This is a genomic window from Acidisarcina polymorpha (assembly GCF_003330725.1).
Taxonomy (GTDB): domain Bacteria; phylum Acidobacteriota; class Terriglobia; order Terriglobales; family Acidobacteriaceae; genus Acidisarcina; species Acidisarcina polymorpha.
In genome coordinates this window covers 2,624,634-2,651,220 of sequence record NZ_CP030840.1, presented here as the reverse complement: position 1 = coordinate 2,651,220, position 26,587 = coordinate 2,624,634, and the positions used below count along the sequence as shown (strand labels likewise).

23 protein-coding genes are annotated in these 26,587 nt (G+C 58.9%); 13 read left to right on the top strand and 10 right to left on the bottom strand.

Translation table 11 applies throughout. The features are described 5' to 3' along the window. Positions 1-29: 29 nt before the first annotated feature. From galK to ACPOL_RS11365, 4 genes are all read right to left on the bottom strand, one after another. Positions 30-1,196 carry a galactokinase gene (gene galK / locus ACPOL_RS11380; RefSeq protein WP_114207172.1) on the bottom strand — a complete coding sequence of 389 codons (1,167 nt, stop codon included), beginning with the start codon at positions 1,194-1,196 and terminating at the stop codon, positions 30-32. 36 nt (positions 1,197-1,232) lie between these two features. Next, positions 1,233-2,156, bottom strand: coding sequence for an aldose epimerase family protein (locus ACPOL_RS11375; protein ID WP_114207171.1), 924 nt, complete (start codon positions 2,154-2,156; stop codon positions 1,233-1,235). 55 nt (positions 2,157-2,211) lie between these two features. Next, positions 2,212-3,579 (bottom strand): pyridoxal phosphate-dependent decarboxylase family protein, encoded by a 1,368-nt coding sequence (locus ACPOL_RS11370; RefSeq protein ID WP_114207170.1) that lies wholly within the window; start codon positions 3,577-3,579, stop codon positions 2,212-2,214. 135 nt (positions 3,580-3,714) lie between these two features. Further along, positions 3,715-4,593: a ferritin-like domain-containing protein gene (locus ACPOL_RS11365; protein WP_161557665.1), complete on the bottom strand. Its 879-nt coding sequence runs from the start codon at positions 4,591-4,593 to the stop codon at positions 3,715-3,717. 299 nt (positions 4,594-4,892) lie between these two features. Here ACPOL_RS11365 and ACPOL_RS11360 point away from each other — a divergent pair, with 299 nt between their 5' ends. Continuing rightward, a complete protein-coding gene (locus ACPOL_RS11360; protein WP_114207168.1) occupies positions 4,893-6,719 on the top strand; it encodes an ABC transporter ATP-binding protein in 1,827 nt (608 codons plus the stop codon). A 100-nt stretch (positions 6,720-6,819) separates the two neighbouring features. Then, positions 6,820-7,812 carry a phospholipase D-like domain-containing protein gene (locus tag ACPOL_RS11355; protein WP_114207167.1) on the top strand — a complete coding sequence of 331 codons (993 nt, stop codon included), beginning with the start codon at positions 6,820-6,822 and terminating at the stop codon, positions 7,810-7,812. 47 nt (positions 7,813-7,859) lie between these two features. Here ACPOL_RS11355 and ACPOL_RS11350 read toward each other — a convergent pair whose 3' ends face one another. Further along, positions 7,860-8,924, bottom strand: a complete 1,065-nt coding sequence (locus tag ACPOL_RS11350) for an aromatic ring-hydroxylating dioxygenase subunit alpha (protein ID WP_114207166.1) — start codon at positions 8,922-8,924, stop codon at positions 7,860-7,862. A gap of 120 nt (positions 8,925-9,044) precedes the next feature. Between ACPOL_RS11350 and ACPOL_RS11345 the strand changes: the two genes are divergently transcribed. After that, positions 9,045-9,488 (top strand): nucleoside deaminase, encoded by a 444-nt coding sequence (locus tag ACPOL_RS11345; RefSeq protein ID WP_236657405.1) that lies wholly within the window; start codon positions 9,045-9,047, stop codon positions 9,486-9,488. Positions 9,489-9,501: 13 nt separating this feature from the next. On the opposite strand, the gene ACPOL_RS11340 is transcribed toward ACPOL_RS11345, so the two are convergent. Together ACPOL_RS11340 and ACPOL_RS11335 are read right to left on the bottom strand one after the other, a co-directional pair. Then, positions 9,502-10,935 carry an APC family permease gene (locus tag ACPOL_RS11340; RefSeq protein WP_114207164.1) on the bottom strand — a complete coding sequence of 478 codons (1,434 nt, stop codon included), beginning with the start codon at positions 10,933-10,935 and terminating at the stop codon, positions 9,502-9,504. Positions 10,936-10,980: 45 nt separating this feature from the next. Continuing rightward, complete coding sequence (locus ACPOL_RS11335) at positions 10,981-11,481, bottom strand: nucleoside deaminase (RefSeq protein ID WP_338026786.1); 501 nt, start codon at positions 11,479-11,481, stop codon at positions 10,981-10,983. 54 nt (positions 11,482-11,535) lie between these two features. Here ACPOL_RS11335 and allB point away from each other — a divergent pair, with 54 nt between their 5' ends. The 8 genes from allB (at position 11,536) to dgt (ending at position 19,136) form a co-directional block, all read left to right on the top strand. Next, positions 11,536-12,885, top strand: a complete 1,350-nt coding sequence (gene allB, locus ACPOL_RS11330; protein ID WP_114207163.1) for an allantoinase AllB — start codon at positions 11,536-11,538, stop codon at positions 12,883-12,885. After that, positions 12,882-14,132: an allantoate amidohydrolase gene (locus ACPOL_RS11325; protein ID WP_114207162.1), complete on the top strand. Its 1,251-nt coding sequence runs from the start codon at positions 12,882-12,884 to the stop codon at positions 14,130-14,132. Before allB ends, ACPOL_RS11325 begins: the two co-directional genes overlap by 4 nt. A gap of 33 nt (positions 14,133-14,165) precedes the next feature. Continuing rightward, positions 14,166-14,900, top strand: coding sequence for a (S)-ureidoglycine aminohydrolase (gene allE / locus ACPOL_RS11320; RefSeq protein ID WP_114207161.1), 735 nt, complete (start codon positions 14,166-14,168; stop codon positions 14,898-14,900). Between the two features lie 3 nt (positions 14,901-14,903). Then, entirely contained in the window at positions 14,904-16,160 is a 1,257-nt protein-coding gene (locus ACPOL_RS11315) for a M20 family metallo-hydrolase (protein ID WP_114207160.1), read from the top strand. Next, positions 16,157-16,660: a 2-oxo-4-hydroxy-4-carboxy-5-ureidoimidazoline decarboxylase gene (uraD, locus tag ACPOL_RS11310; protein WP_161557300.1), complete on the top strand. Its 504-nt coding sequence runs from the start codon at positions 16,157-16,159 to the stop codon at positions 16,658-16,660. The genes ACPOL_RS11315 and uraD overlap by 4 nt, the downstream gene beginning before the upstream one ends. Next, positions 16,657-16,983, top strand: coding sequence for a hydroxyisourate hydrolase (uraH, locus tag ACPOL_RS11305; RefSeq protein ID WP_114207158.1), 327 nt, complete (start codon positions 16,657-16,659; stop codon positions 16,981-16,983). The genes uraD and uraH overlap by 4 nt, the downstream gene beginning before the upstream one ends. 3 nt (positions 16,984-16,986) lie before the next feature. Continuing rightward, complete coding sequence (pucL, locus tag ACPOL_RS11300; RefSeq protein ID WP_114207157.1) at positions 16,987-17,835, top strand: factor-independent urate hydroxylase; 849 nt, start codon at positions 16,987-16,989, stop codon at positions 17,833-17,835. Between the two features lie 179 nt (positions 17,836-18,014). Next, a complete protein-coding gene (gene dgt, locus ACPOL_RS11295) occupies positions 18,015-19,136 on the top strand; it encodes a dGTP triphosphohydrolase (RefSeq protein ID WP_114207156.1) in 1,122 nt (373 codons plus the stop codon). Positions 19,137-19,140: 4 nt separating this feature from the next. Here the strand turns inward: dgt and argE are convergent, their stop codons facing one another. From argE to ACPOL_RS11280, 3 genes are read right to left on the bottom strand one after another with little or no spacing between them, the layout of a single operon-like run. Next, complete coding sequence (argE, locus tag ACPOL_RS11290) at positions 19,141-20,274, bottom strand: acetylornithine deacetylase (RefSeq protein WP_114207155.1); 1,134 nt, start codon at positions 20,272-20,274, stop codon at positions 19,141-19,143. Beyond that, positions 20,267-21,673, bottom strand: coding sequence for a formimidoylglutamate deiminase (locus tag ACPOL_RS11285; RefSeq protein WP_114207154.1), 1,407 nt, complete (start codon positions 21,671-21,673; stop codon positions 20,267-20,269). Before ACPOL_RS11285 ends, argE begins: the two co-directional genes overlap by 8 nt. 28 nt (positions 21,674-21,701) lie before the next feature. Then, a complete protein-coding gene (locus tag ACPOL_RS11280; RefSeq protein WP_114207153.1) occupies positions 21,702-23,123 on the bottom strand; it encodes a phytoene desaturase family protein in 1,422 nt (473 codons plus the stop codon). Between the two features lie 190 nt (positions 23,124-23,313). Here ACPOL_RS11280 and ACPOL_RS11275 point away from each other — a divergent pair, with 190 nt between their 5' ends. Both ACPOL_RS11275 and ACPOL_RS11270 read left to right on the top strand, forming a co-directional pair. Next, positions 23,314-23,928 carry a hypothetical protein gene (locus ACPOL_RS11275; protein ID WP_114207152.1) on the top strand — a complete coding sequence of 205 codons (615 nt, stop codon included), beginning with the start codon at positions 23,314-23,316 and terminating at the stop codon, positions 23,926-23,928. Between the two features lie 171 nt (positions 23,929-24,099). Then, positions 24,100-26,583: an LptA/OstA family protein gene (locus ACPOL_RS11270; RefSeq protein ID WP_114207151.1), complete on the top strand. Its 2,484-nt coding sequence runs from the start codon at positions 24,100-24,102 to the stop codon at positions 26,581-26,583. Positions 26,584-26,587: the final 4 nt, after the last annotated feature.

Below are 26,587 nucleotides of genomic sequence, written 5' to 3'. Positions count from 1 at the left end.
CTGCGCCCTATCCTTTTTCTACGGGAAGGTCAGATACGGTGGGCCCCAGCCGCTGCATGGCAGTGATAGATCTCGGCCGCAATGCCAGTTGCCTGAAGATACTCTTCCAGCATCTTCTTGCCGAACTGGTCGGCTTCGGCGGTATGAACAAGATTCACCGTACAGCCCCCGAACCCGCCGCCGGTCAGCCGCGCCCCCACGCAAGCAGGCTCCCGCGAGGCCAACTCGACTAGGATGTCGGCCTCCTTGCAGCTTGCCTCAAAGTCGTCGCGATAGCTGGCGTGGGATTCTGCCATCAGCCGCCCTAGCGTTGGCAGATCATTCTGTTCAAGCGCCCGGGCCGCCGCCACCGTACGCAGGTTCTCGGTAACCACGTGCCGGCAGCGCTTGAGCACGTCAGGCAGCATCTCATCGCCCCAGCGCTCCAGATCGGCCACCGTAACGTCTCGCAGAAAGCGCACATCGGAGCGATGCAGCCGGATAATCTCAGCCCCGGCTTCGATCTCGGCGCGCCGGGTGTTATATTCCCCGCCCGCGTGAGAATGCTTCACCATCGTATTGCAGATGACGATGCTTAGCTCCGGAGAGATTGGCGCCAGTTCGAAGGACAGGTCACGGCAATCCAGCAAAAGCGCCTTACCCGCCGCGCCACAGCAGGAGACAAACTGGTCCATGATACCGCTCTGGGTTCCGACAAAGTGGTTTTCCGCTCGCTGACAGAGACGGGCAATCTCTGGGCCAGAAAAGTGATGGGTAGATCCCGATTTCGCGGCAACCTCGAGAATGGCCAGGGCAGTCGCCACCTCGACTGAAGCGGATGAACTTAATCCGGAACCCAGCGGAACGTCGCCGCTCAACGTCAAATTGAAGCCGGATACTTTCACTCCAACTTCCTTCAGTACGGTGAGGACGCCGATAGGATAATCGCTCCAGTGATGCCGGGGATGATGCGGAAGGAAATCCAGATCAAAGACCGCCTGGTCGCCAAAGTTCTCCGAAGAGATGGAGATCTGCCTGTCCGCGCGCGGGCTGACCCCGGCCAAAGTTGCGAAATCGATGGCCGCCGGCATGACGAAACCCTCCGAGTAATCGGTGTGTTCGCCAATGAGGTTCACTCGACCTGGAGCCATGAACATTGCAGGCTCAGCGCCAAAGCGCTTGACATGAACTTCTTTGGTAGCGCTTACATCTAACATTGGTCCTCTTCCGCAGCACGGACGCTCTAGCCGAGTCTACGCAGGAATCACATGAATCTCAATCTTCCATTCGAACCATGCCTCGACCTCGAGAATGCGGGCGAGTCCGCGTTCCAGGGCCGTAGCCAGGGAATCGGCCGGGGCCGTGCAGGGTTCGAGGGCCACGCAATGCTGCCGTTGGGCCTGCCCCGCGGGCCAGCCACCGAAGGCCAGCCAGAGTCCTAAGAATGAGGCCCAGGCCGGATCAAAACGCACTTCGATCCGCTTCCGCAGCCGGCGACGCTCAAGCGCAACCCAGCCCTCTCGCGGCGCAACCGCAAACAACTTGTCGCCGACGCCATCCTCCGGGCCGCCTGCCAGACTTAGATCGACAGATTGATCTGCGGCGTCGTGCGTATGGGGCCAGGAATGAACTTGTCCCGGCGCACCCAGGCGGCCGCCGCCGCTATGCCAAACGTTGATCTCTTTGACGGAGTCTGGTAGGAGGATTCGATCACCTGGCTCGACCGCAAAACCTGGATGGGCCGACCACAAGAACGGGAGGGATTGGCGGCCCACGTTCTCCAATCTGTAATCGATTCGCAGCCGGGTGCCTTCCAAAGCAAAACGTTTTTCGAAGCGAAGCGGCAGGGTAAAGCCGGTAGCCTCGAGCACCAGTTCCTCTGCTTCGCGCCGTGAGGCAAAAGGAATGCGCCAGAAATCTCCATGGTCCGGTACCGGGAGGCAATTGCCGCCGAACTCGACATCGCACGCAGAGACCGTTGGGATGCATTCATCGATGCCGCTTGCGTCCCCTTCTTCGAAGGCCATGGTGCGGGTGCGTGGCGCGTAGGGCCGAAGCGGCTGCTGCAACAGCTCTTCCCCTTCAGGCAGAAGGCGCATGGAAGAAACCTTGGCTCCGAACTCCGGAAGGACCTCGACGCTGAGGCTCTCGTTGCTCAGAATTAGTCGTTCAGTCACGCCGCACTCTCCCGAAAAGCAACTCCTCTGCAGGAACGCGCTCAGTCCGCAGAGTTCAAACCAACGCATCTTTCGCCGCTTCGCTCAAAATCCCCCAGATCCTGTCCACCCAGTCCAGATGCTCAGGCTTCATGAGCACCGAACGAAGGCAGGTCATGGTCCCCCCGGGCGAAGCGTCCGGCCAGCTGTCGCTTGGGAAAAGATTCAAGGGAAGCTGCACCAGAGCGAGATGAAGATCCCGCCGGGCCGCCTCATCAAAGATGCTCTGTGCCCGCCTCGAGGCCTCTTCGACCGAGGCTGCCTTGACTCCCCAGACAAGAATATCGAGCTCCGGTTCAAATGCGACCACGAAGCGGGTATCGCTACGCAACCGGTCGTAAAGCTGCAACGCCGCCTGTCTGCACCGGCCCAGGCTCTCTGCGAACTCGCCGCCCGCAGCAAGCGGAAGCAGCCGCTGGGTCGCCCAAAGCGCAACCGCTGCCGCCCCGGGACGGGAGCACTCCAGAGTGATCTCACCCAGGTGCAGCTCGGCTGACGAGAAATAGGTGTACGGAGAATCGTGCTTGTAAAAGTGACCGACTCCAGGATCATGAAACAAAACGCAGCCACAACCATAAGGCTGCAGACCATGTTTGTGAGGATCAACGACAATGGAATCCGCTTCGCCGATGCAATCGAACGCCCGGGTGGCCCCGCCCGACAAGCCCCCGGCCGGCAGGCCCGTAAGGAGCTTGAAGTAGCCCCCGTAAGCCGCATCCACATGGATCCTGAAATCGTACTTCTCGCGAAGCTTGAGGATCTGATCGAGAGGATCGACCGCCCCGATTCCGGTCGTTCCCAGGGTGACGACCACCGTGCCGATCTCTTGGGAACGCAGTTGGTGCTCTAAAGCCTCCGCGTCCATCCGCCCTCGCCCGTCTACTCCGACCGCAGAGAACTCCAGCCCAAGAACAGCGCTGATCCGGCTATGCGTGTAGTGCGCCTGGGCAGAGGCGACCACTCGTTTGCCGGGGCGAAGCTTCCCGGCGACCCAAAGCGCCTCCAGATTCGCCACCGTGCCGCCGCCTGTAAGATGACCCAAATGCCCCGTCCAGCCGAACATGGAGGCAATCTCCGCAACCGCCTCCACTTCAAAACGCGAGCTCGCGCGGCCGCCGTCGAGTGAATGATTATTGGGATTCAACCACATGCCCATGGCGTAAGCGGCCCGCGCAATCGGATGTGGCGGCTTCATCATCTGGCCTGCATAAAGCGGGTGAAAATAGGGATAATTGTCGCCCATGCGCACCGCTACATCGGCCAGAACAGCCTGCATCGCATCCAGACCTTCAGGATTGGCGCCGGTGAGCGGGAGGGTAGCGAATTGTCCCTGAAGCCGAGGCAAAGCCTCGTTCACTAAAGAAAGGAAAGGATCGTCCGGCATAAGCGTCGCTCATCAGAATACCTTGCAAGGTCGACTTCTCGGAATCCAGCCGGACGGCATTCGGAGCATGGTCGGGGCAAGGATCGGCACACGACCTTGCCCCGGCGTTTCAGAGGAACCAGGATAGCGATATTCCTAGGTAAAGAACTTCGTCGGCATCGACCCGTACGCAGTGTCGGACACGGTGTGGGCATTCCCATAGGCAGTGATAAGGGAGTACTCGGTTTTGCCTTCCCCCGGTGTCAAGAACGGAGTCAGCGCGGCGACGGCCGATGTCTTCCCGTTATAGACGGTAAAGATCCCCAGCTGCTGCTCGTAGTTGAGCTGGTTGGCAAGGTAAGCCTGGGGGCTGATTGACCGCCCTAACGCACGATGTTCCGCTTCGACTCCCATGATGGAGGAGGCGACCCCGGCGAAATAAACAAAGTCGGAAGGTTGGTAGGTGACGCCGTTGAAGGTCATCGGCTTACCGACTGCAGCAAGAAGAGCAAACTCCTGCACCGCCGCCATATACGCGGCGATAAAGGCGTTTTCGAGTGCCTGGAGCAAGGCGACAAAGACATTCAATGAGTCCAGGCTTCCGGTCGGAAGATAGAAGCTGGTGTAAGGATCTTGAGCGAACGAGAACTCTCCCCTGCCCAATAGAACCCTAAAAAGATTGGAGTGAATAATCTCTTCATGCAGCGCGCCCCGCAGATACTGGACATTGCCGTTATCGCCGGAAGGAGTGACATTGAGCGCTGTGCCGCCCGGCCCCGCCAGATTGGGGTCCTGAATGACGCCGCCAATCAGGGCATTGTAATAAAAGGTTATGGCAAGGTCCTCGGCGACCAGGGCAGCGGTGAAAATCTCAGTGGGAGAATCAGGGGACAGCGGAGTGGTTGGCGTCGCGGCAAACAGCGTTTTCGGCGCGGCGACACCCATGGCCGCAACTGCGGCGGTTGCAGTGCCCGCGTTCTTGAGAAACGAGCGGCGGTTGACAGCAGACTTCAGGTTCTCTTGATCCAGACGCATTGTGACTGCTCCTTCCGGCGGGATGTCCAGCCGGCGGTTGTACGTTGACATCTTCGGGCGGGCCAGGGCGCCACGTCCGTACTATGCTCGAGAATTGCCAGTGTGGAGCAGTCGTCGAAAGACCATTCCACTGTGCGAACGATCCCCAAAGAAGATCGGATTTGAGAGTTGTACGGAAATCTGAGAATTCTTCCCTGTCGCGAGCCAAGGAAGAGACGGGCCTGCCAAGACGCGTCTCACCGGTTACAATCTGCACTCAAAGCCATTGAGTTCTCGCGGCTGCCCAGAAGGCAAATCTTATGTTGCGTTTTGTCGGTGGATTAGTTCGGCCTTATCGCGGCACGCTGCTCGCTATCCTGGCTGCCATGCTGCTCGAGACGGCGATGAGCCTGGCTACGCCGTGGCCGCTGAAGATCATCCTCGACAATGTCGTCGAAGACCATAAACTCGCGCCCTGGCTGCGCCATCTGATCGGCCCCCTGCTTGATAGCGGGGCGCGTCTGCATGTAGCCGCCCTTGCCGCGGCGAGTTTTGTAATCATCGCCCTGATCGGCGCAGTCGCTTCGTACCTGGACAATTACTACACCGAGAGCGTGGGGCAATGGGTCGCCCACGATCTCCGCGTGCGTACCTATCACCATCTCCAGAGACTTTCGCTCGGCTACTACAACACCCACGAGACGGGGACGATTCTCAGCACCATCACCGCCGATATCCAGACCATCCAGGGTTTCGCCTCGTCCTCGACGCTCGATATTCTGGTCGACCTGCTCACGATCGTCTGCATGTTAGGGCTCATGTTCTGGCTGAACTGGGACTTCACCCTCATTGCGCTGGCGGTCACGCCGTTTCTGCTGCTCTTCGTCTCCCGATTCAAAAAGGCAGTCAAGAAAGCGACCCACGAAGTAAGAAAGGAGCAAAGCGAGATCCTGGCAGTCGTCCAGCAGGGGCTGGAATCGATGCAGGTAGTCAAGGCCTTCGGCCAGGAACAAAACCAGGAAGATCTGCTTGCCGGCGTCAGCCACGCGACTGTCGCCGCTGCGTTGAAGGCCCGCAGCATCAAATCGCTGCTGTCCCCAGTCGTCACCATTACCGTGGCGCTTTGCACGGCGGTCGTGCTATGGCGCGGGGCGGCGCTGATTCTGCATGGCGCGATGACCATTGGCGAACTCACCGTCTATCTTGCTTACCTCGCTAAGTTCTTCAAGCCAGTGAAGGACCTCGCCACCACGACCAATGCTGTCGCCCAGGCCGCGGTGGGGGCGGAACGCATTCGCACCATCCTCGACACAAATGAGACTATCCCGGAAAAGCCGGACGGGCTTGCCCCGGAAACGCTCGGCGGAGCGATCGAGTTCAAGCATGTCGCCTTCGGCTATGACTCCGCTGTCCCCATCTTGAAAGACGTCTCCTTCAAGATTGAGCCCGGGCAGTTCGTCGGGCTGGTCGGCCCTACCGGCAGCGGCAAATCGACCATTCTCAGCTTGATTCCCCGGTTTTACGATGTGCAATCCGGCGCCGTCTATGTAGACGGCCGGGACGTTCGCGACTATCTGCTCAAACCATTGCGCGACCAGATCGGCTACGTCTTGCAAGACACCCTTTTGTTTCATGGAACGATCCTCGAAAACATCGCCTTCGGTCGTCCACATGCGAGCCAGGAAGAGGTCGTCGCCGCCGCCAGGCTCGCCCACGCCGACGAGTTCATCTCCCGTATGCCGCTCGGCTACCAGACCATGGTAGGCGAGCGCGGCTGCACCTTGTCTGGTGGACAGCGGCAGCGCATCGGCATCGCCCGGGTCATGGTGCGAAACAGTCCGATCCTGATCCTTGACGAGCCCACCGCCGCGCTCGACAGCGAATCGGAAAAGCTGGTGATCGACGCCCTCGAGCGGCTCATGAAGGGCCGCACCGTCATCATGATCGCCCACCGCCTCAGCACCATCCGCAACGCCGATCAGATCATTGTTATTTCAGGCGGAATGGTCGCCGAACATGGTACCCATGACGCATTGATGGCGCTTCACGGCGTCTATGCCAGCCTTCACCGGACCCAATTCGATGCAGAACCCTCTCGAGTTCGGGTCGAGAGCGTTCTTCCTGTTTTAGGCAGTGGAAGTGTATGAATAGCTGCCCCCTCCCCGAAAAACCCCCACGCCGATACAATTGGCTTGCCCAGTCGTAGAGAAGCGCCCACCAAACCAATCGCCGTCTGGAAGGAAACGCATGTCCCGCTCCGTGATCGTCCTGCCTGATGATTCCGCCCGCCCGATCGTCGCAGCGATTGATGCAGCCCTGAAGTCCCTCCGCATCAAAATGTTCGTTTTCTCCGACCCAACCCTGCTCGACGCGGTCGTCCGGGCGCACCAGAGGGGCGTCAACGTACGCATCATGCTGAATCCTGCCCGGCGCAGCGGCAAGCAGGAAAATGAAGCCGCGCACAAAGTCCTGACCGCCGCCGGGATTGAGGTAGTCGATAGCAGTCCACAGTTCGACGTGACCCACGAAAAATCGATGGTCGTCGATGACCGCACCGCCTACGTCAAGTCTCTCAACTGGGAGACGAAGAATCTCACCGCGACTCGCGACTACGCAGTCGTCACGACTCACCAGCATGAAGTCGATGAAGTCATCGAGTGCTTCGAAGCGGATTGGGCGAGGACGCCTTTTGCGCCCGGAGATCGTTCCCATCTCATCTGGTGCATTGGCAATGGACGCCAGCGCCTCGGCCAACTCATTGACGGCGCCAAGCATTCACTCTATTTGCAGAATGAGCGTTATCAGGATCCCGTCATCATCGAGCACCTGGTTCGGGCCAGCCGCCGCGGTGTGCGGGTGCATGTCATGTCGCGTCCGCCGCATAAGCTCAAGAAAGCGCAGCTCAGTGAAGGCGTCAGCGGACTGCGGATCCTTCAGGATGTGGGGGTCAAAATCCACAAGCTCAAGCACGTCAAGCTTCACGCCAAACTGCTGCTGGCCGATGGAGAGCGCGCCATTATTGGCTCGATCAATCTATCGCCCGGCAGCTTCGATAGCCGCCGCGAACTCGCCATCGAAGTCACCGACCACCACGTCATCGAACGCCTCAATGCCGTCATTCACCATGATTGGAAAAATTCGGAGCATCTCGACCTTACCGACGAAGGCCTTCTTCGTGAACTCGCGAAATCCGATCCTAACGTCGTCGAAGACCTTGCGCTGGAAAGGGACGACGAGTAACCGGTTCTAGATCTAACCGGTAGAAGGCAACTTTCTGGATCACGACGTCAAGCGGTGAAGCTTCGCCCCAAGCCTCTTGCCGCCAGACCCTTCCGGTAGGTGATTGAGCTGCGGTCGGCCGGGAAATGCGCCTCCGCGTGCAGATCGATTGGCAGGTCCTCTGGATACTGGTTCTCGACCACCGCCTTGTCCTCGGCGAAGACCATGCTGTTGAAGTCGAGCGTCGCCTGCAGCGGGGCATCGCGGTCAAAGTTCCGGCAGATTGGCGAAAACATTCGCGTCTTACGCGCCGAGACCGGGGATGCTGTATTCAGGATGTTCAACCGCCCGTCATTTGGGAAGTAGATCGTCAGCTTGGCGGTAAACGGAAACCACACCTGAAAACGACGCCGCCATAGGAATCCAGGAGGATTGAGATGCTTGAATCCGTGGGAATAATTACTGACCGTACTCACGTAATCGGCGATGAAGCCGTCAGCCGTCTTCTCGATTGGATAGTCGGGCACCACTGCATTTTCGGGCTCACCAAAACTGCTGGTGTGGATGAAGGAAAAATGGGCGACGTCGAGAAAGCCTTCAACCTGCCGTCCAGCCGACGCCTCGAGCGATACGCTGTCGGGCAGCACCTGGATAAAGCTGGGATCATCCCATTCTGAAAAATCCGGAAAGTAATCCGGTCCATCGTCCACCAGCCGAACCCAGATCAATCCATACGCCTCCCGCGCCCCGTAGGTGTGCAGGTGCAGCTTTGGCGAGATCGCTCCTTGCGGATGGGCCGGAATGCAGACACACTGCCCGCTGCGGTTATAGCGAAGGCCGTGATACTTGCAGATAAGTTCGTCGCCCTCGACGTGCCCCATGCTGAGCGGAACGCCCCGATGGAGGCAGATGTCCCGGGCCGCGAAAATCTTGCCATCGCTCAACCGGTAGAGCACCACCCGCTCATCCAAGAGTCGCACCGGAATCGGCTGTTCGCCTACTTCATGCGAAAAGGCGACGGGGTACCAGTAGGGCGCTAACGCCCGCCAGTCGGACTCCGCAAAGGTACATTCACGAGGAAGCGTTGCGGTCGCCGAGGGCAGCAGGGGCAGGATCGCGGTCGAATCAGCCATATTGAATTATTCCAGTTATCTGATAGATTGCAAATCGTGGCAACGCTGTTTGCCTAGGATCTCTCAGTCTGCTTCGGAGCGAGAACAATTCCCACCGGCTTCCTTAATGAACCCACGCCCTTGAACCACAAAGAAATGCTGGCCGTCGCCGTCCACGAAGCTCGCATCGGGCTGGCTGAAGGCGGAATCCCGATCGGCGCGGCGCTCTTTGACGCCGATGGACGTCTGCTCGGCTCCGGTCATAATCGCCGCGTCCAGCACGGGGACCCATCCGCCCATGGCGAAACCGATGCCTTCCGCAATGCCGGACGCCAACGCTCCTACCGCGACACCATCATGGTGACCACCCTCGCGCCGTGCTGGTACTGCAGCGGATTGGTGCGCCAGTTCAACATAGGCACCGTGATTGTGGGAGAAACCCGGAACTTCGCTGGAGGCCTAGATTGGTTGCGATCCGTGGGCGTGAACGTCGTCGACATCGATGATCCTGAATGTGTCAAGCTGCTTGCCGAATACATCCGTGACAATCCTGCGGTTTGGAACGAGGACATCGGCGAAGGCTGATGCGCCAATTTTCCTAAAGGCCTTGCAGCCTGGCCGCCTTAATGCGTCGCGAAGCTGCAAACCACACCAGGCCGGTCATCAAATAAGCCAGGTAGAGGTAGGGCAGCCAGTTATAAGGCGCCGCCGGGACCGGATAAAGCGTGCCTACTAACGCCAGGACCATCGCCAGAGTGCCAATGATCGAGAGCAACAGCAGAGCTGGTGTCAGATGCTGTTTCAGCTTGAGATAGAAAGGTAAAGCGAAGGTCACTTGCCCGTAGACAGTAATGAATCCATAGGTCGCTAAGGAACCCATCCAGCCATAAATATCAGAGCCGGAGACACCTCGCGAGGTCAAGATCACGGTCGGCAACAGGGTCAACAGACCGATCAAGACCACCGCTCCGCCTGGCGTCGCGTTCCGCTTGTGGGTTTTGCTGAACCGCTGGTGCGCAAGTCCGTGGTGGGACATCAGCAGCAGCACCCGGGCCGAAGCAGTAATACACGACAACGTGCAGGCGAACATGCTGATCACCGCGCCCACATCGATCAATGGCCCAAGGAACCGTACTCCCACCTGCCCGGAGAGAAAACGCATCGGGGCTGGACTCTCGCCAAAGCTCTGCGGAGACGAGTGAAAGCCAAGCACCTCGGTGTACGTGCTGATAAGAAAGAAAAATCCTGCCAGCACCGCGCTCTGAATCAATGCCCGAGGGATGGTCTTGAGCGGGTCTCGCGCTTCTGATCCCAGGCTGCTCGCGCTTTCAAAGCCAACAAAGCTGAACAGCGCCAGCACCACGCCCAGCCGCACGCCCGACCCTGAAACCCCCTTCAATCTCCACTGTTCAGGATCGAGATGAAACCCATGCTTCCAGAACAGCAGCGCCACCACAATGAGGATCATCGTCACCGACACTGCTTCGATCCAGAGCATGAACTGTGCCGAGACCTTGACGTCGCGGTAAGCGATCGCCGTTGCGCCGAGAATCGCGACCGCCGCCAGCCCGCTCGGCGACACGTGGTGGCCGGTCATCGAGAAAAGCAGAACATTCGAATAATTGATGAAACCCCCGGTCACCGAGGCCCCGGTCGCGACATAGGCAAACAGCAGCGCCCATGCTGAAACCAATCCCCACCAGGTAGATCGCGGCTCGCCAGCCTTGCTGCGAAACGCCGATGCCGCGTAGGCATAGAGGGAACCAGGCGAGGACGAGTACCGGGCAAAGCGGCTTATGCAGAGCGCCACCAGAAGGATTCCAGCGGTCGCGAAGACATACGAAAGCCACGTACCGTTTCCCGCCAGAGCGAAGACTAGAGGAATGGTCATGGTCGGAGACGTAACCGGCGCCATAGTCGAAACCGATTGGGCGAGGGTCTCCAACGGCGAAAGACTATGCTGTTTCAAACCATACGAAGGAGTATGTTCGGCGGCGCTTGCTGCCTGGTCGACAGATAGGGATTGCCCCATAGGAATTTGCATCCTCTCGTGCGCTGCTTTCTGGAGTAACAGGAACTAATACTTCACTTGAATCTGACTCGCCACCCAGGCATCGAAGTGTTCCTGAGCTTGCGGCAGCGTCAGCTGGCTCATCTTGAGTGTGCGTTCGTGCGGAGCAAACGGCACTTCGTCATAGATAAAGGCGTCATCAAAGCCGGCCTCGGCGGCGTGGGCGCGGGTGTTGGCATAGTAGACCTCTTGAGGGCGCGCCCAATACATCGCTCCAAGGCACATGGGGCATGGTTCGCAGCTGGTGTAAATTTCGCATCCGTCCAGCTGGAAGCTCCCCAGGGCCTGGCAGGCCTTCCGAATGGCAACGATCTCTGCGTGGGCAGTCGGATCGTTAGTAGCGGTGACGCAGTTGGCGGCGCTGGCAATTACTTTGCCGTCCTTCACGATCACCGCGCCAAAGGGTCCGCCCGATCCTGTCTCCACATTTTTCATCGCCAGGTCGATCGCGAGTTCCATAAAGGAGTAGTCTGCCGCCATCTGAGGAAATCCTTTCAGAGCGATCAATTTGACTTACTTGCATGCGACGAGGTCTTCTGACATCAGAGTATGGAATTGTCCATGGATCGCCAAGCATTTCTTTCAAGCCGGGTTGTGCTGCCCGAAGGCATCGGCCCGGCAACCGTCCTGGTGTCCGGTGGACACATCGAATCCGTCACCCACGGATACGCTGTTCCCGAAGGCTACACCGTACAGGATTTTGGCGCTGACTGCCTCCTTCCGGGGTTGGTCGATCCCCACGTTCACATCAATGAGCCGGGCCGGGCTGAATGGGAAGGTTTCGCGACAGCGACCCGCGCGGCTGCCGCTGGCGGGTACACGACGCTGGTGGACATGCCGCTTAATTGTCTGCCCGAAACCGTCACCGTCGAGGCGCTCGAGCAAAAGCGGGCCGCCGCCCAGGGCAAATGCTGGGTCGATTGGGCGCCCTGGGGCGGCATCGTTCGCGATAATCAGCAACAGATCGCACCGCTCGCCGCCGCCGGGGTGCCCGGATTCAAGTGCTTCCTCATCTATCCCGGTATCGAAGGCTTCACGATGGTCGACGAAAATCAGCTGCGCGCCGCACTGCCTCACGTTGCCGGGAGCGGTCTTCCTTTGCTGGTTCATGCCGAGCTTGCCGCGCCGCTTGAAGAAGCAGAGGCTTCACTGGCTGACGCCGACTGGACGAAATATGCGACCTACCTGGCGTCGCGACCGGACGAAGCCGAAGTCAGCGCGATTCGACTCTTGATCGATCTTTGCCGCGAGTTCAAGACCCCGATCCATATCGTGCATCTGTCGTCTGCGCAGGCGCTGGCGATCCTCGGCGACGCCCGCTCCGAGGGTTTACCGATCACTGTCGAGACTTGTCCTCACTATCTGCATTTCGCGGCAGAGCAAATTCCCGACGGAGCGACGCTCTTCAAGTGCGCGCCGCCGATCCGCAATAAAATTAACCAGAACTGCCTTTGGGAGGCGCTGCTGAGCGGCGTCATCGATTTCGTCGCCAGCGATCACTCTCCCTGCCCGCTGGAGATGAAGCGCCATGACACTGGCGACTTCAAGCAGGCCTGGGGAGGTATTGCCGGGCTCTCCCTTAGCCTGCCAGTCCTCTGGACCGAGCTTCGGCTGCGCGGTCTGCCGCTCACCTATGTCGGGCGGTGGATGGCTGAGGCGCCAGCAAAGCTAGCCGGTCTCAGCGGGCGCAAAGGCAAGATCGCAGCCGGATTCGATGCCGATCTCGTGGTCTTCGACCCGGAGGCAGCATTCACGGTCACCCCGGAGCGGCTGCACTTTCGCCATTCCGTCTCCCCCTATGTGGGCGAGAATTTGTTTGGCACTGTGAAAGCTACGTTTCTCCGCGGCAGCCGGGTCTTCTCGAACAACGCCTTTGCGGACCAACCACTCGGGATGGAACTACGGCATTGAAGAGCACAGCTTCGTTCCGGGCGCACAAGGTCGTCGAAGCCTGTCAGGAAATCGCCGGATTCAGCGACAACCCGGCTTACCTCGTCCGGACTTATCTCTCTCCGGCAACCCGCCGGGTGCACGATTTTCTGCGCAGCTGGATGGACCGGCTTGGCATGCGCCCGAGCATCGACGCAGTAGGAAATCTCCGTGGTCTCTATCCAGGGAAGCGACAGAATGCCGGTCGCTTGCTCATCGGTTCGCACATCGATACAGTGCCGAATGCCGGCGCCTTTGACGGTGTTCTCGGAGTCATTATGGGGCTAGCCCTCATCGAAGGTCTCGAAGCAGACCGGCTCGACTACGATATCGAAATCGTCGCCTTTTCCGAAGAGGAAGGAGTCCGCTTCGGTGTGCCTTTTATTGGCAGCCGCGCCCTGATCGGAGACATCGATGCTCCCCTGCTCCAGTTGACCGACCCGCGTGGAGTAAGCGTCGCCCAAGCCATGGAGAGCTTTGGCTTGAATTTGTCTGAGCTGCACGCAGCCTTACTCAATCCAGCGACATTCGCTTTTCTAGAATTTCACATCGAACAAGGTCCGGTGCTCGACCAGCTGAATGCTCCTCTGGGCATCGTCGAAGCGATCGCCGGACAGAGCCGCTATGAACTGACGTTCCATGGAAAAGCCAACCACGCTGGAACCACTCCCATGTCTCTTCGCCACGACGCATTGACGGGAGCAGCAGAATGGATCGGTGCTGTCGAACAACAGGCTCGAATCACAAACGGCCTGGTGGCAACTGTCGGTCGACTCGAAGTCACGCCGGGCGCGACCAACGTGATCCCGTCGGAGGTCCGGTTGAGCCTCGATCTTCGCCACACGGACGATGCCACCAGGCATGCGGCCGCAGACGACATGGAGGCCAACGGCCGACAGATTGCTTCAACCCGAGGTCTTCAACTCAGCCTGCAAAAGAAGCTCGATCAGCCGGCAATTCCTCTGGATCGAGGGCTGCGCGACTCGCTCGCAGCAGCAGTCGCCGCCACCGGCCGCGACGGACATCGCATGAACAGCGGCGCCGGGCATGATGCCATGGTGCTCGCCCGGAAGCTCCCATCTGCCATGCTTTTTCTTCGCAGCCCTGCTGGCATCAGCCACCATCCCGACGAAACAGTGCTGGTCGAAGACGTACAGGCAGCTCTCGATGCTGGCTTATACTTTCTCAAACATCTGAATCCGCCGCCCACTGTCCAGAAAAATCTGTAGTCTCGCTTTCATCACTGGATCGGAAAGTATCTCGTGCAGAACCTCGGAGCTACCCGCAGCACGTCGAAGCCAACCCATCTCCTCCAGACCCCGGACACCTTCGTCCGCACTCGCCTGCCGGGCATGCGGGACGCCATGGCCATCGTCCACGCGTCGCCAGCGAACGGAGCCCGTTTCGCGCAGTACACGGCGGAGATGGCAACTACCGGCAGCCTTGACCCAGTCCCGGCCCAGCGGTTCATTTATGTTCTCGACGGAGCGGTGACGGTGACGCTCTCCGCGACTCAATATGCACTGGAACAGGGTGGCTTCGCCTATCTGCCTCAAGGGCTTGACCACCACGTCGTAGCTTCCGTTGATTCACGCATAGAGGTCTTCGAAAAACCTTATCTCGCGCTGGACGGCCTGGAGCCGCCGGCAGCGATCTTCGGAAGAGAATCGGATCTTCCGTCGCAACCACTGATGGGCGATACAGCGCTTCAGGTGCGTTCCTTGCTGCCGGATACGATGGCCTTCGACTTCGCGGTGAACATCATGGAATATCAACCTGGGGCTGTTCTCCCGATGGTAGAAATGCATGTGATGGAGCACGGCTTGCTGATGCTTCAAGGCGGCGGAATCTATCGTCTCGACGAGAGCTGGTATCCAGTGACCGCGGGAGATTTTATCTGGATGGCTCCCTACTGTCCCCAGTGGTTCGGTGCTCTGGGCAAAGTTCCGGCAAAGTATCTTATCTACAAAGATTGGAATCGTAATCCGCTCGCGTAAGCTATGGAACTTCACATCGATCAACCTCGGTTAGAAGACGAATTAGATCAACTCGCCGCATTTTCCTCGGAGGCGGCGCCCGTAGTGACGCGCATTGTCTTTTCTCCAGCAGACCGTCAGGCCCGGACTTGGCTGAAGGCGCTCTTCGCTGAGGCTGGTCTCAGCGTGCGGGAAGATGCGATCGGCAACACCTTTGCGCGTTGGGTCGGCAGCGACCCGCAACTCTCGCCAGTCGGAACTGGCTCCCACATCGATGCAATCCCAAACGCTGGGAAGTACGACGGCACGGTTGGCGTACTCGGAGCGCTCGAAGCCCTTCGCGCACTGCAGAGAAGCGGCTTCCGGCCGAAGCGGTCCATCGAGTTGCTCCTCTTCACCGCTGAAGAGCCTACTCGCTTCGGTATCGGCTGTCTGGGCAGCCGAATGCTTGCAGGCTCATTGTCGCCAGGCGCCGCTAGCGAACTTCGCGATGCCGAAGGAGCCTCCCTCGACAGCTTGCGCGGCGAAGCAGGCTTCAGCGGCGATCTCGAACAGGTCTTGCTCCCGAGTGGCTATTACTCCGCGTTTGTGGAGCTTCACATCGAGCAAGGCCCCATCCTCGACACAGAAGGGACCGCGATCGGCATCGTTACCAGCATCGCCGCTCCAGCCAGTTTCAATATCGCGATTGAAGGTCAAGGCGGTCATGCCGGAACCGTGCTCATGGCCGACCGCAAGGACGCGTTCATGGCTGCTGCAGAGTTGGCCACTATCATAGAGCGGCTTGCTCGCAGTTCGGGAGCCGTCGATACTGTCGCAACCATCGGTAAGTGCGATCTCTTTCCCGGTGCCGTGAACAGCATCCCGAGCAAGGTGAAGCTTACGCTCGATCTGCGCGATACCGATCTTGCGCGCCGCGATCTATTACTGGAGAGCCTGTACAGTGCCTGTCGCGAGATCGGTGAGCGCCGGGGCGTTGCCATCGAGATCAATCAGCTCAATGCGGATTCACCCGCCGAATGTAGCGCTGTCATCATCAGCGCAATCCGGAGGTCTTGCGAACGCCACCAGATTTCATCGCGTTCGATGGTCAGCCGCGCCTATCATGACTCGCTCTTTGTCTCCCGGATCGCGCCTGCCGGGATGATCTTTATTCCCTGCCGCGATGGCATCAGCCATCGCCCCGACGAATACTCTTCAGCGGAACAGATCACTACCGGCGTGCTCATTCTCGCGGAGACGCTTGCCCACCTGGCGAATGCAACGGAGTATCCAGCGTGACCGCATTCGCCGACTGGAATGGCCTTGGTTCGGAGGAAGCCTTTGTTAAGGTCCTCGCTTGCTGCGGCTCTCGCGCGTTCGCGACGCGGTTGGTCGCGTCGAGACCTTATGCCGGCATCGATGCCGCCATCGCGGCCGCCGACGATATATGGTGGTCACTTACCGAAGCTGACTGGCTCGAAGCCTTCGCCTGCCATCCCCGCATCGGCGAGCAGACCTCTGGCGCTTCGCGTCAATTTACGACCTGGTCGAAGCAAGAGCAATCCGATGTATGCAATGGGGATGCCAGCGTTCTCGACCAAATCGCCAAGAAGAACCGCGCCTATGAACAGCGTCACGGTTTCATCTACATCGTTTGCGCCAGCGGAAGGTCCGCCGGCGAACTGCTTACGATCTTAGAAGATCGTCTCAATAACCCGACAACCGTAGAAATCAACAACGCCGCCGAACAACAGCGGCAGATCACTAGCCTTCGGCTAAGAAAGTTGTTCACTCCATGAGCGGAATCTCTACTCACGTTCTCGATCTCAGTCTTGGAAAACCCGCCGCCAATGTACCCGTGCGTCTGTACCGGTTCGAATTTGGCCACTGGGTAGAGATAGCCTCTCGAGATACAGATGCTGACGGCCGTTGCGACGAAGTTCTCCCTCCACAGGATGTCAGTGCGGGCAGTTATCGCTTGATCTTCCAAACGGGAAATTATCAGGATGCGTCGTTCTATCCGGAGGTGATCGTGTCCTTCTCGGTCGTTCCCGGCAGCACTCACTACCACTTACCCTTGCTACTGAGCCAACACGGCTACACTACTTATCGAGGATCTTGAATCATGGCCTTACTGGGCGAGAATCGGTACGGCAAGTCGCGGGTCAGGCTCGTCAAAGTGAATCGGGAAAGTAGAGTCCACTCAGTGTGCGAGTGGAGCGTCAACATCCTCATTCAAGGCGACTATGAAAACTGCTTTGGTTCCGGCGACAACAGTGAGGTTCTGCCCACCGACACCATGAAGAACACCGTGTATTCTCTCGCCCGGGAGTCGACCGCGACCTGTATCGAAGACTTCGGGAAAGAATTGGCCGCTCACTTCCTGAGTAATTATTCTCAAGCGCGGACCGTCTCGATCGACATCAAAGAAACATCGTGGGACCACCTGATGCTCGACGGTCATCTGCATCCCACCACCTTCCACCAGCAAAGCGGGGAACGGCAGACCGTCATCGTCACTGCGACGCGCGGCGGAACGGTCTCTGTCGTCGCTGGGATAAGCGGGCTGGTCATCTTGAAAACATCGGATTCAAGCTTCTCGGGTTACATCAAGGACAGATTCACTACCCTCCGCGAAACCAGCGACCGGCTCCTTGGAACGGATGTGACCGCAAGTTGGACCTATGACTCAGACTCTCTACATTTCGATCGGGTGCGCCCTCAAGTTCGCACCGCCCTCTTGTCAGCCTTTGCCGAACACAAGAGCTTGTCCGTCCAGCACACCCTCTTTGCCATGGCCGCGGCGGCGCTCGATCAAGTGGCCAACATCCTGGATGTCACCCTGACGATGCCAAACAAACATTGCCTGCTCGTGGATCTGAGTCCGTTTGGACAAGACAACCCCAACCAGATCTTCGTCCCCACTGATGAACCTCACGGATACATCGAGGCCACGGTCAAGCGGGACCTGTAATAAAGCACAAGCAGTCCAGGTGTCATGTGGAAGTGTCTTGTGGAACACTCACGGCGTTCTTCGTTTTCTTCCGGGCAAAGGCCTATAGGACGATTCCCCTGCAGCTTACGGCAACTCCGCCTTTGCTCTAAACTAATTTCGTGAGCGAGCCTGGTACCAACAATTTGGAAGTGAAGCAAGTGGATCTCTCTGCTTGCGCTGTCGATGGCGGGGGAAGCCAGGACCCGCTTACCGCCCGCGCCTATCCAGAGAATGCCCACGCTTACCGGACCGCCTTCGAGCGCGACCGGGGACGCGTGACTCATGCCCGGTCGTTCCGCCGCATGGCTGGCAAGACTCAAGTCTTTTCGAATCGCTATTCCGATCATTTCCGCAGCCGGCTCACTCACACGCTCGAAGTTTCGCAGATCGCCCGGACGGTTGCCGGAGCTCTCGGTTTGAACCAGGAACTGACTGAAACGCTCGCCCTCGTTCATGACATCGGGCACCCGCCCTTCGGCCACGCGGGTGAGCGGGCCCTCGACGCCGCAATGCGCGAACACGGATTGATCTTCGATCACAACCTGCATGCCTTAAGGATCGTTGAGCACTTCGAGCAACGCTACGCTGCGCATCCCGGCTTGAATCTGACTCTTGGCGTACGCGAAGGTATAGTCAAGCACTCTCGCGATTACAAGGCGGCGGACCATCCTGAACTTGCTGCGTATTTTCTGGATCAGCGGCCTCCACTCGAAGCTCAGCTCATCGATCTCGCCGACGAGATAGCCTACCTGACGGCAGACATCGATGACGGGCTCGAGGCCGGCATTCTGGAGTTACAGGATGTGCGCAAACATGTGGCAATCTTCGATCGCGCCCACACGCGCATGGAGCAACAACACCCCCGCGCCGCCAGCAAATTGTTGCTCGCCGGCGCGCTGACGCGTATGTTGAATGAGCTTACCGGCGATCTCATCCGGGAGACAGCAAGACGGGTTAAGAATGCTGGAGCTACTTCGCTCGAGTCGATTCGCCGTCATCCCGAACGGTTCGCGTCCTTGTCTCCGGAAAGAGAGGCTGAGCGCCGTCAAGCCAAAGAATACCTGCACGCGTGCCTTTATGTCTCCGAGGAGATTCTCCGTAACCACAAGCAAGCCGAGGAAGTGGTGGGCGGCTTGTTTCGCGACTGGGTACGAAATCCTGAGCTGCTTCCGAACGCTTACTTCTCCATGGTCGCTCGCGATGGCAGTCCACGAGTGGTCGCCGACTACATCGCCGGCATGACCGACAGCTTTATCCTCGAGCATTGGCGCGAACGATAACTTGTTAACGGCATAAGTTGTAAATCGCCTCGGTAAGTACATCCATGCAGCGGTATAACTCTTCTCTTGGAACAAACTCCCGCGGACTATGCGCCGAATTCATCGATCCCGGACCGAAGACCACGGTCTCCGCGCCCAGCCTCTGCAACCAGGGAGCTTCGGTGCCAAACGCGACGGACGCAGGAGGTTTGCCGGTCGCCTGTATCAACGACATTAATAACTCGCTATCTGGGGAACTGACGAAGCCTTCCTGCACGCGAAGGACTTTTAGCTCGCAGTGAAACAGGGGATCTAACTGCTCCAATCTCTGGACCGCACCTCTTACAAGCTCAAGCACGAACTCAGGATCCTGGTCAGCCACCGGACGCCACTCGAGAAGAAAGCGGCACGCAGGCGGAACGATATTCTTAGCCAGACCGCCTTGGATCTCGCCCACATTCAAAGTAGTCCACGGTGGCGAGAAGTTGTCCCTTCGAAACTCCTTGAGCTGCTCGGCAATCTTCTCGATCTCCACAATCAACCTCGCCGCGCCGAAGATTGCAGACTTCCCGTTGTCGGGAAAAGCGCTGTGCGCCTCTCTGCCGTTGACTGTAACTTCGGCGAGGCAATATCCCTTTCCAGCGCTGATCGGCTGCAAGGATGTAGGCTCGCCGATAATCGCGTAATCAGCGCGGAGCGCCTGCGACTCCACTAAGTGGCGTGCGCCTAGACAACCGATCTCCTCATCGGCCGTCAAGACGATACACAGTGGCTTCGTAAGCGACGCGGCGTCGATGGTGGCGGCGACAGCCAGAATACATGCCAGAAACCCCTTCACGTCGCAGGCGCCGCATCCCTTAAGATCCGGTCCATCCTCAATCAGCTTGGTCGCATCAGCCCAATTAGTTGAGTACGGTACGGTGTCGGTGTGACATACCAGGGCTAACCGGAAATGCATGTCATCGGCGGAATTCTGACTCGGCCAGGCTACAAGATTGGTTTTCACTACCCCGAGTGCATCGACATAGGCATATTGCCGGAAACGCCAGCCAGCCTGGGCAAGCACCACTTCAGCAACTGAGATAACCCCGTGGTTGGACTCGCGGGAGACAGAGGAAACCCCCACTAACTCACGCAGCAACTCTGCAGGATCAGTCATAGACACCAGCCTGCCGTCGCATAAGTGCCGCGTAATCGCGGATCACTGCTTCCTGGCGTTGATGACGGCCTCCTTGAACGAGGAATCGCCCATTCACGGCGACCTCGGCGATTGCGGTCTTCGCCAGCCCAAAAACGATGCTGGCGAGCAGTTCTTCTGGTCCGCTGCCGGCGATCGAGGGATCGTGGAAATCGACGCTAAAGAAGTCGGCCGGCATTCCTGGTGCCAGCGTTCCAGCATTTGCGCCCAGCGATGCCGCTCCGTTTACCGTTGAGCAAGCGAAAAGCCGCTGCGGCAATGCGGTGCCATCGACGTTGTCGAGAACCGCGCGTTCGAGCTGCTTGAGGCGAAGGTTATATTCAAGTTCCCGCGCATTTTCCAGGGGATCGATCTGCGTCAGGCTGTCGGAGCCGAAGGCGATCCGCACGCCGGCCCGCATCAGCGCATCTGCCGGCAGGATGCCATCCCCGAGGTTGCGTTCGGTAGTCGGACACGCGCCAATGATCGCGCCGCTGCGCCCGAGCGCGGCAATCTCCCCGGCGCTGAGGTGAATGCCGTGGATAGCAGTAAATTTTTCCTCCAGAATGCCTTCGCGGTCCAACAGCGCGAAGGGCGTCGTCCCATACTCCTCCATGCAGGCGTCATTCTCTGCCGGTTGCTCGGCCACATGCATATGAACCGGCAGCCTCTCGGACCTCGCCCAGGCGGTTATCTCGCGCAAATAGTCGATCGGCACCGCGCGAATGCTATGCGGCGCAACTCCTATCCATGCCGACTCTCCGCTTTCTCGCAGCGCGCTCCGAAGTGCGTCGGTATTCGTCAGGAACTCTTCCGAAGTCGGTTCGATGAAGCGCCTTTGCCCAGCATCGGCGGGTTTGTTAAATCCCGCGCGGACGTAGGCCACGCGAAGGAGGGCGATTCGTATACCCACGTCGTTTGCGGCACGGATAACTTGCAGTGCAATCTCGTTTGGATTTTCGTACGGCGAGCCATCGCGGTCGCGATGAACATAGTGGAATTCACCAACCGTGGTGATGCCGGCTAGGGCCATTTCCATGAACGCCATGCACGCGATCGTGTACAACTCTTCGGGGGAAAACCGGTTTGCGGCCCGATACATGGCATCGCGCCACGACCAGAAGTTCGGACCAGCCTTCAGGCGCGATTCAACCGATCCACGAATAGTCCGTTGAAAGCTGTGCGAGTGGACGTCGATCATTCCCGGCAGCATCGCGCGTCCAGGCAGATTTTCGATCGTCGCTCCCGCAACTTCGCCGGAATCCGCGATACTCCAATCCTCAATGCCCTGGATGATGCCGTCATCCGCGACCACTATCTGCTTGCCACCCTCGAAGCGGTCTCCGGTGTAGACAAGTTCAGGGCGAAAGAGAATGGTCATCGCTTCATCTTCTCATTTGCGCGGAAGGTTACTGCTTCAATGACGCCAACGCCATCTTCGCGGCATGATAGCCGCACATTCCGTGGACACCTCCCCCAGGCGGGGTCGACGACGAGCAAAGATAAATGTCCCGAGCCGAGGTCCGGTAATAATGCCGGGTCGGGCGAAACAAAAACTGCGAAACTCCCATCGCGCCTCCATTGATGTCCCCTCCGACCAGATTTGCGTCCATCGACTCAAGTCTGGCGGGAGAGAGTACCGACCGGGCCAGAACGCAATCGCGAAATCCCGGAGCGAAGCGCTCGATCTGGGACGCAATGGCGGTCGTTGCGTCGTCCTTGGATCCATGCGGTACATGGCAATAGGCCCATACTATGTGCCTTCCCGCTGGAGCGCGGCTTGGATCGAACAACGTTGGCTGCGACACCAGCACAAAGGGCCGATCCGTGTGTTTGCCTGTACTCGCGGCCGCCTCCGAGGCGGCGACCTCTTCGAGTGTTCCGGCCACGTGAACGGTGCCCGCCTGCCGGCATCCCGCCGCATTCCAGGGGATCGGCTCCGACAGAGCGTAATCGACCTTAAAGCTGGCAGCACCATAGCGATAGCTCCGCAGGCTTTTGCCATAGCTCTCTGAGATCCTTCCCGCGGCGATCTTGAGAAATTGATTTGGAGTGACATCGCATAACGTCAACCGGGCCGCAGGCAGCTCTGCCAGGTTCGCCACGCGTTGGGACCGATGAACGATGCCGCCTATCGCCTCGAGATGCGCAATCAGGGCATTGGTAATCGACTGGGCCCCCCCTTCAGGAATCGGCCAGCCGATAGCGTGACCCGCGGTGCCGAGCATCAGTCCGACCGCCGCCGACAGCGGCTTGTCCAGGGAAAGAAAGGAATGTGCCGCGAGACCGGCGAAGAGCGCTCTTGCTCGTTCCTGACGAAAGGCTCCGCGTGCCAGGGTGGCGGCAGGCAGAAATCCAACTGCTCCGAAGCGGGCCATGAGAAAAGGATGGCGAGGCCAGCGAATCAGTGGGCCGAAGGCGTCTTCGGCGAGTGCAGACCACTTTTCTACGAAGGGAGCAAACAACCGCTTCCACGCGGGACCATCCCTGCCAAGGGCATCGATTTGCGCGCCCAGGTCGCGCTCCAGCGTGACTGCCGTGCCGTCATCCAGCGGGTGGGCGAGCGGAACTGGAGGATGAATCCACTTCAGCCCATATTTTTCGAGCGGGAGGGATCGGAAGAAGGGCGAGCCGGCAGCCATGGGGTGCACCGCCGAGCCAAAGTCATGGTGAAAACCGGGAAGCGTCAAGTCGAGCGTCCGTGCGGCGCCGCCAGCAATCGCTTCAGCCTCGTATACCGTGACCTCGATGCCGGCCTGCGCCAGAACGATGGCTGCCGCCAGCCCGTTGGGACCCGCGCCAATGACATTTGCTCGCTGTAGGCTGGGCATCGCACCCTAGTCTACTGCAAGCTACTCTATTGCAAGCTCGACTGTACTTTCCCAACAGGATCGACACCCTTCGGATTAGCCGACGCGCGCTCATGGATCTTTGAACGAACCAAACTCTGTGCCCATTTCAGCAACATTGGAGTCGCCAGAGTGCATCCGAGCCCGGCGCTAAACCATCTAGACTAGTGTCATGGCAGATCAGCTGTACCTGAGTCTTTGGTTCCCTAATTTTCGCGTCGCCGGCCTGGCTCCGGCGCTCGTGTCGGTCATCCGCCAATTTGGAAGAGTCGGCGGCTCCTCGCGCGTTGCCGCGGCAACCGTCTATCCAATCTCTCGCACGGAAGCACCCACTTACCAACGCATTTACTCCGAAAACGAGATGGAGGAAGCGATTCCGGAACTCGCCGTGGCCGCGGCAACGGAATCACTCCACGACGATTTTGCGTATGAATTTGACCTCATCTGGGATTTGTGGACGCCGGAGGTGGGGGGCGGTCTCGACCCGATCTGGCGCAAGGAGCCCAGTCGCGTCTCGGTGATCGGATTTGGTCCCGAGTTCGATGACGGCGCCTATGAGCAGAATGGCCACATCCGCGTCGACTTCGGTATCGATACCCCGTTTCTTCATGAAGACGTAGACCTTGACCTTCCTGCCGTCTCCCGCGTCAAAGAGAACGTGCAGTTGCTGGTTGACTTTACGAATGCTGTCCAGGAACACTGCGGCATCTCCAGCCGTCTACTCTGGTCGGAGTCGGGCGAAAGTCTGGCTCAGAAGCTTGTCGAGCGTTTGCAGCGCGTCAACTAAAGCGTTCAGGAGCGGAGGCTTAAGCCAGAGCTACCGTTGCGCGGGCCGATTCTTGGGAGAAAAGGCCAGCTTGACGCTCGCTGGAAGATTCACAGTAATCGCAAAATTGCTCCAAACTTCGGAAAGAGACGCAGGCGTGAGTAAGACGGTCGCGATGAGTGGAAAAAGAAAATGCCTATAGGCATCGCTCGCCTGCGTCGCTTGATCGTTAGCTTGGCAGTTCTGCTGATCGCGGTGCTGGCGCTCTTTTTCCTCTACGCTCGCCATAAAGCCCACCAGCTGATTCGCGATCTCCCGGGCAAGCTTGGCGTGGATGTCACTCGGTCTTCGGACGGATTCACCTACTCTCAGTCGGTTAAGGGCCAGACCGCTTTCACCATCCACGCTTCCAATGCCGTTCAATATACCGGCGGATCCAGCGCAACCCTGCATAACGTGGTGATCACTCTTTACGGCGCCCACGGAGATCGCAACGATCGCATCACCGGCAGCGAATTCAACTATGACCAGAAGGCCGGCGTCGTCACTGCGAAAGGTGAGGTCCAGATCGACCTGCAAGGAGCAACCGGTGCGAATGCTGCCGCAAACTCCGGAACCAGTCAGCAGGCGAACGCCCCGTCCGAATCCTCGAAGCTGGACCCGGGAACGATTCATGTGAAGACCAGCGGCTTGATCTTCAATCAGAACACGCAGCTCGCCACCACGACTCAATATGTCGAATTCACCACTGCCAAGGGCGCCGGGCATTCCACGGGAGCGACTTATGACGTCCAAAAGGGCCTGCTGGTGCTCGACTCTTCAGTGGAACTCACGTCGAACCGCGATGGCGAGCCCATCGCAGTCCATGCGAGCCATCTGGAGTTCCTCCGAAACAGCCTGCAGGCCTTTCTGCTCAAGCCGATTTCCGATTACCAGTCGGAACGTACCTCGGCCGATCAGGCCATTGTCTATTTCCGTAAAGATGGATCGGCAGAACACATCGACTCCCAAGGCCACGTTCACCTGGTCACCAACGACGGACGCGATCTGACTGCAGGTAAAGCGAAGGTCCTGCTTGACGTGCACAGTCAACCGACGCGAGCCGATGTCGGTGGAGGTCTCAACTTCATCTCCCATCAGCAGGGAGCAGACAACACCAGTCAACAGATGCATGGCATTGCTGTCGAAGCTACTTTGGAGTTTGCCTCTGGAGGCACGCTTCATCACGCTCAGGCCCGGGATGCCGTCAGCTTTGTCGATCAGCAGAATGGCCTCAGCGACGATCCCGGGGGATCGTCGACTCGCGAGTTGCGCGCCCCCCAGGTGGACATCGACTTCCTGCCGCCCTCAAAGGACGATGCTCAAAGCCGCTCGATTGCCAATCAGGTGCTCGCCTCAGGCGGCGCCACTGCGGTTCTGCACACCATCCGCACCAAAGGTCCTTCGCAGAACACCACCATCAAGGGGGATCAGCTGCTCGCCAGCCTGCGCGATGGTCATGCCATCACCAGCCTTCATGGCGCCGGTCATACAAGTGTTGTCGATGCTTCTCCAAACGGGGCCAACAGCGTCACCTCCGGGGATACCCTGCAGGTGAACTTTGCCACGCCGGGATCCCGCCCTGCCTCCTCGGCCAAGCAGAATCCCACGGCTGCGGCAGGTTTGGACACTGCCCACATCCAGTCGGTTATCCAGGAGGGGAATGTCGTCATCATCCAGACGCCGGCAGCCAAGCCGGATCATCCGGCCACTCCCACCCGGGCGACCGCGCTTCGTGCCGACTATGACGCTGCTACCCAGATCTTGCGTCTACAGGGCTCGCCCCGGGTAAACGATGCATCCACGGACCTGACCGGGGACGAGATAGCATATCACCGCGATAGTGGAGTAGCCGATGTGACCGGCAACGTAAAAGCCACCTATGCACAGGCAAAACCAGCGGCGAATCCAGGCGCTGGGCCTGCAGTAAGTACGGGCGCTGTAGGTCTGGGCAGCCAGGGCCCTAGGCATGTCGTCTCAAACAGCGCCACCCTTGACCAGGGACATGGAAAGGCGATTTTCCGGGGGCAAGCCCGGCTCTGGCAAGGTCCGAATTCAGTCGCCGCACCGATCATTGAGGTGCAACGCACTCCAGAGACGCTAAAGGCCTATGGCGAGAGTTCAACCTCGGCGGCGGTGACGACGGTGATGACCTCGACTGCGGGCCCGCAACACCAGTCCAACGTCTTTCGCGTTCATAGCCAGAACCTGATCTATGCGGACGCCGAACATAAGGCCGTATTTACCGGGGCGGTTACAGCGGAGGATGCAAGTGGCACCATCCACTCCGACCAGATCGAAGCCTTCCTCGCGACTCCCAATCCGCCTACAAATCCCTCAGTTAAGCCTGAACATCCCTCCGCTGAGAGCGGACAGAGCCGCATCGAGCGGATCGTCGCCACCGGCCACATTGTGCTGCAACAGCCCGGACGCCGGGGCCTGGGAGAAAGGCTGATCTATACCTCTCAGGACGGAAAATTCGTCCTCACCGGAACTTCTGCAACTCCGCCGCGTCTTTACGATCAAATTCATGGAAACGTCTCCGGCGAAGCTTTGATTTTCAATAGTCAGGATGATAGCGTCAGTGTCACCGGTGGGCAGGCGAGGACCGTTACCAACACCCGCACAGCGAAGTAGGATC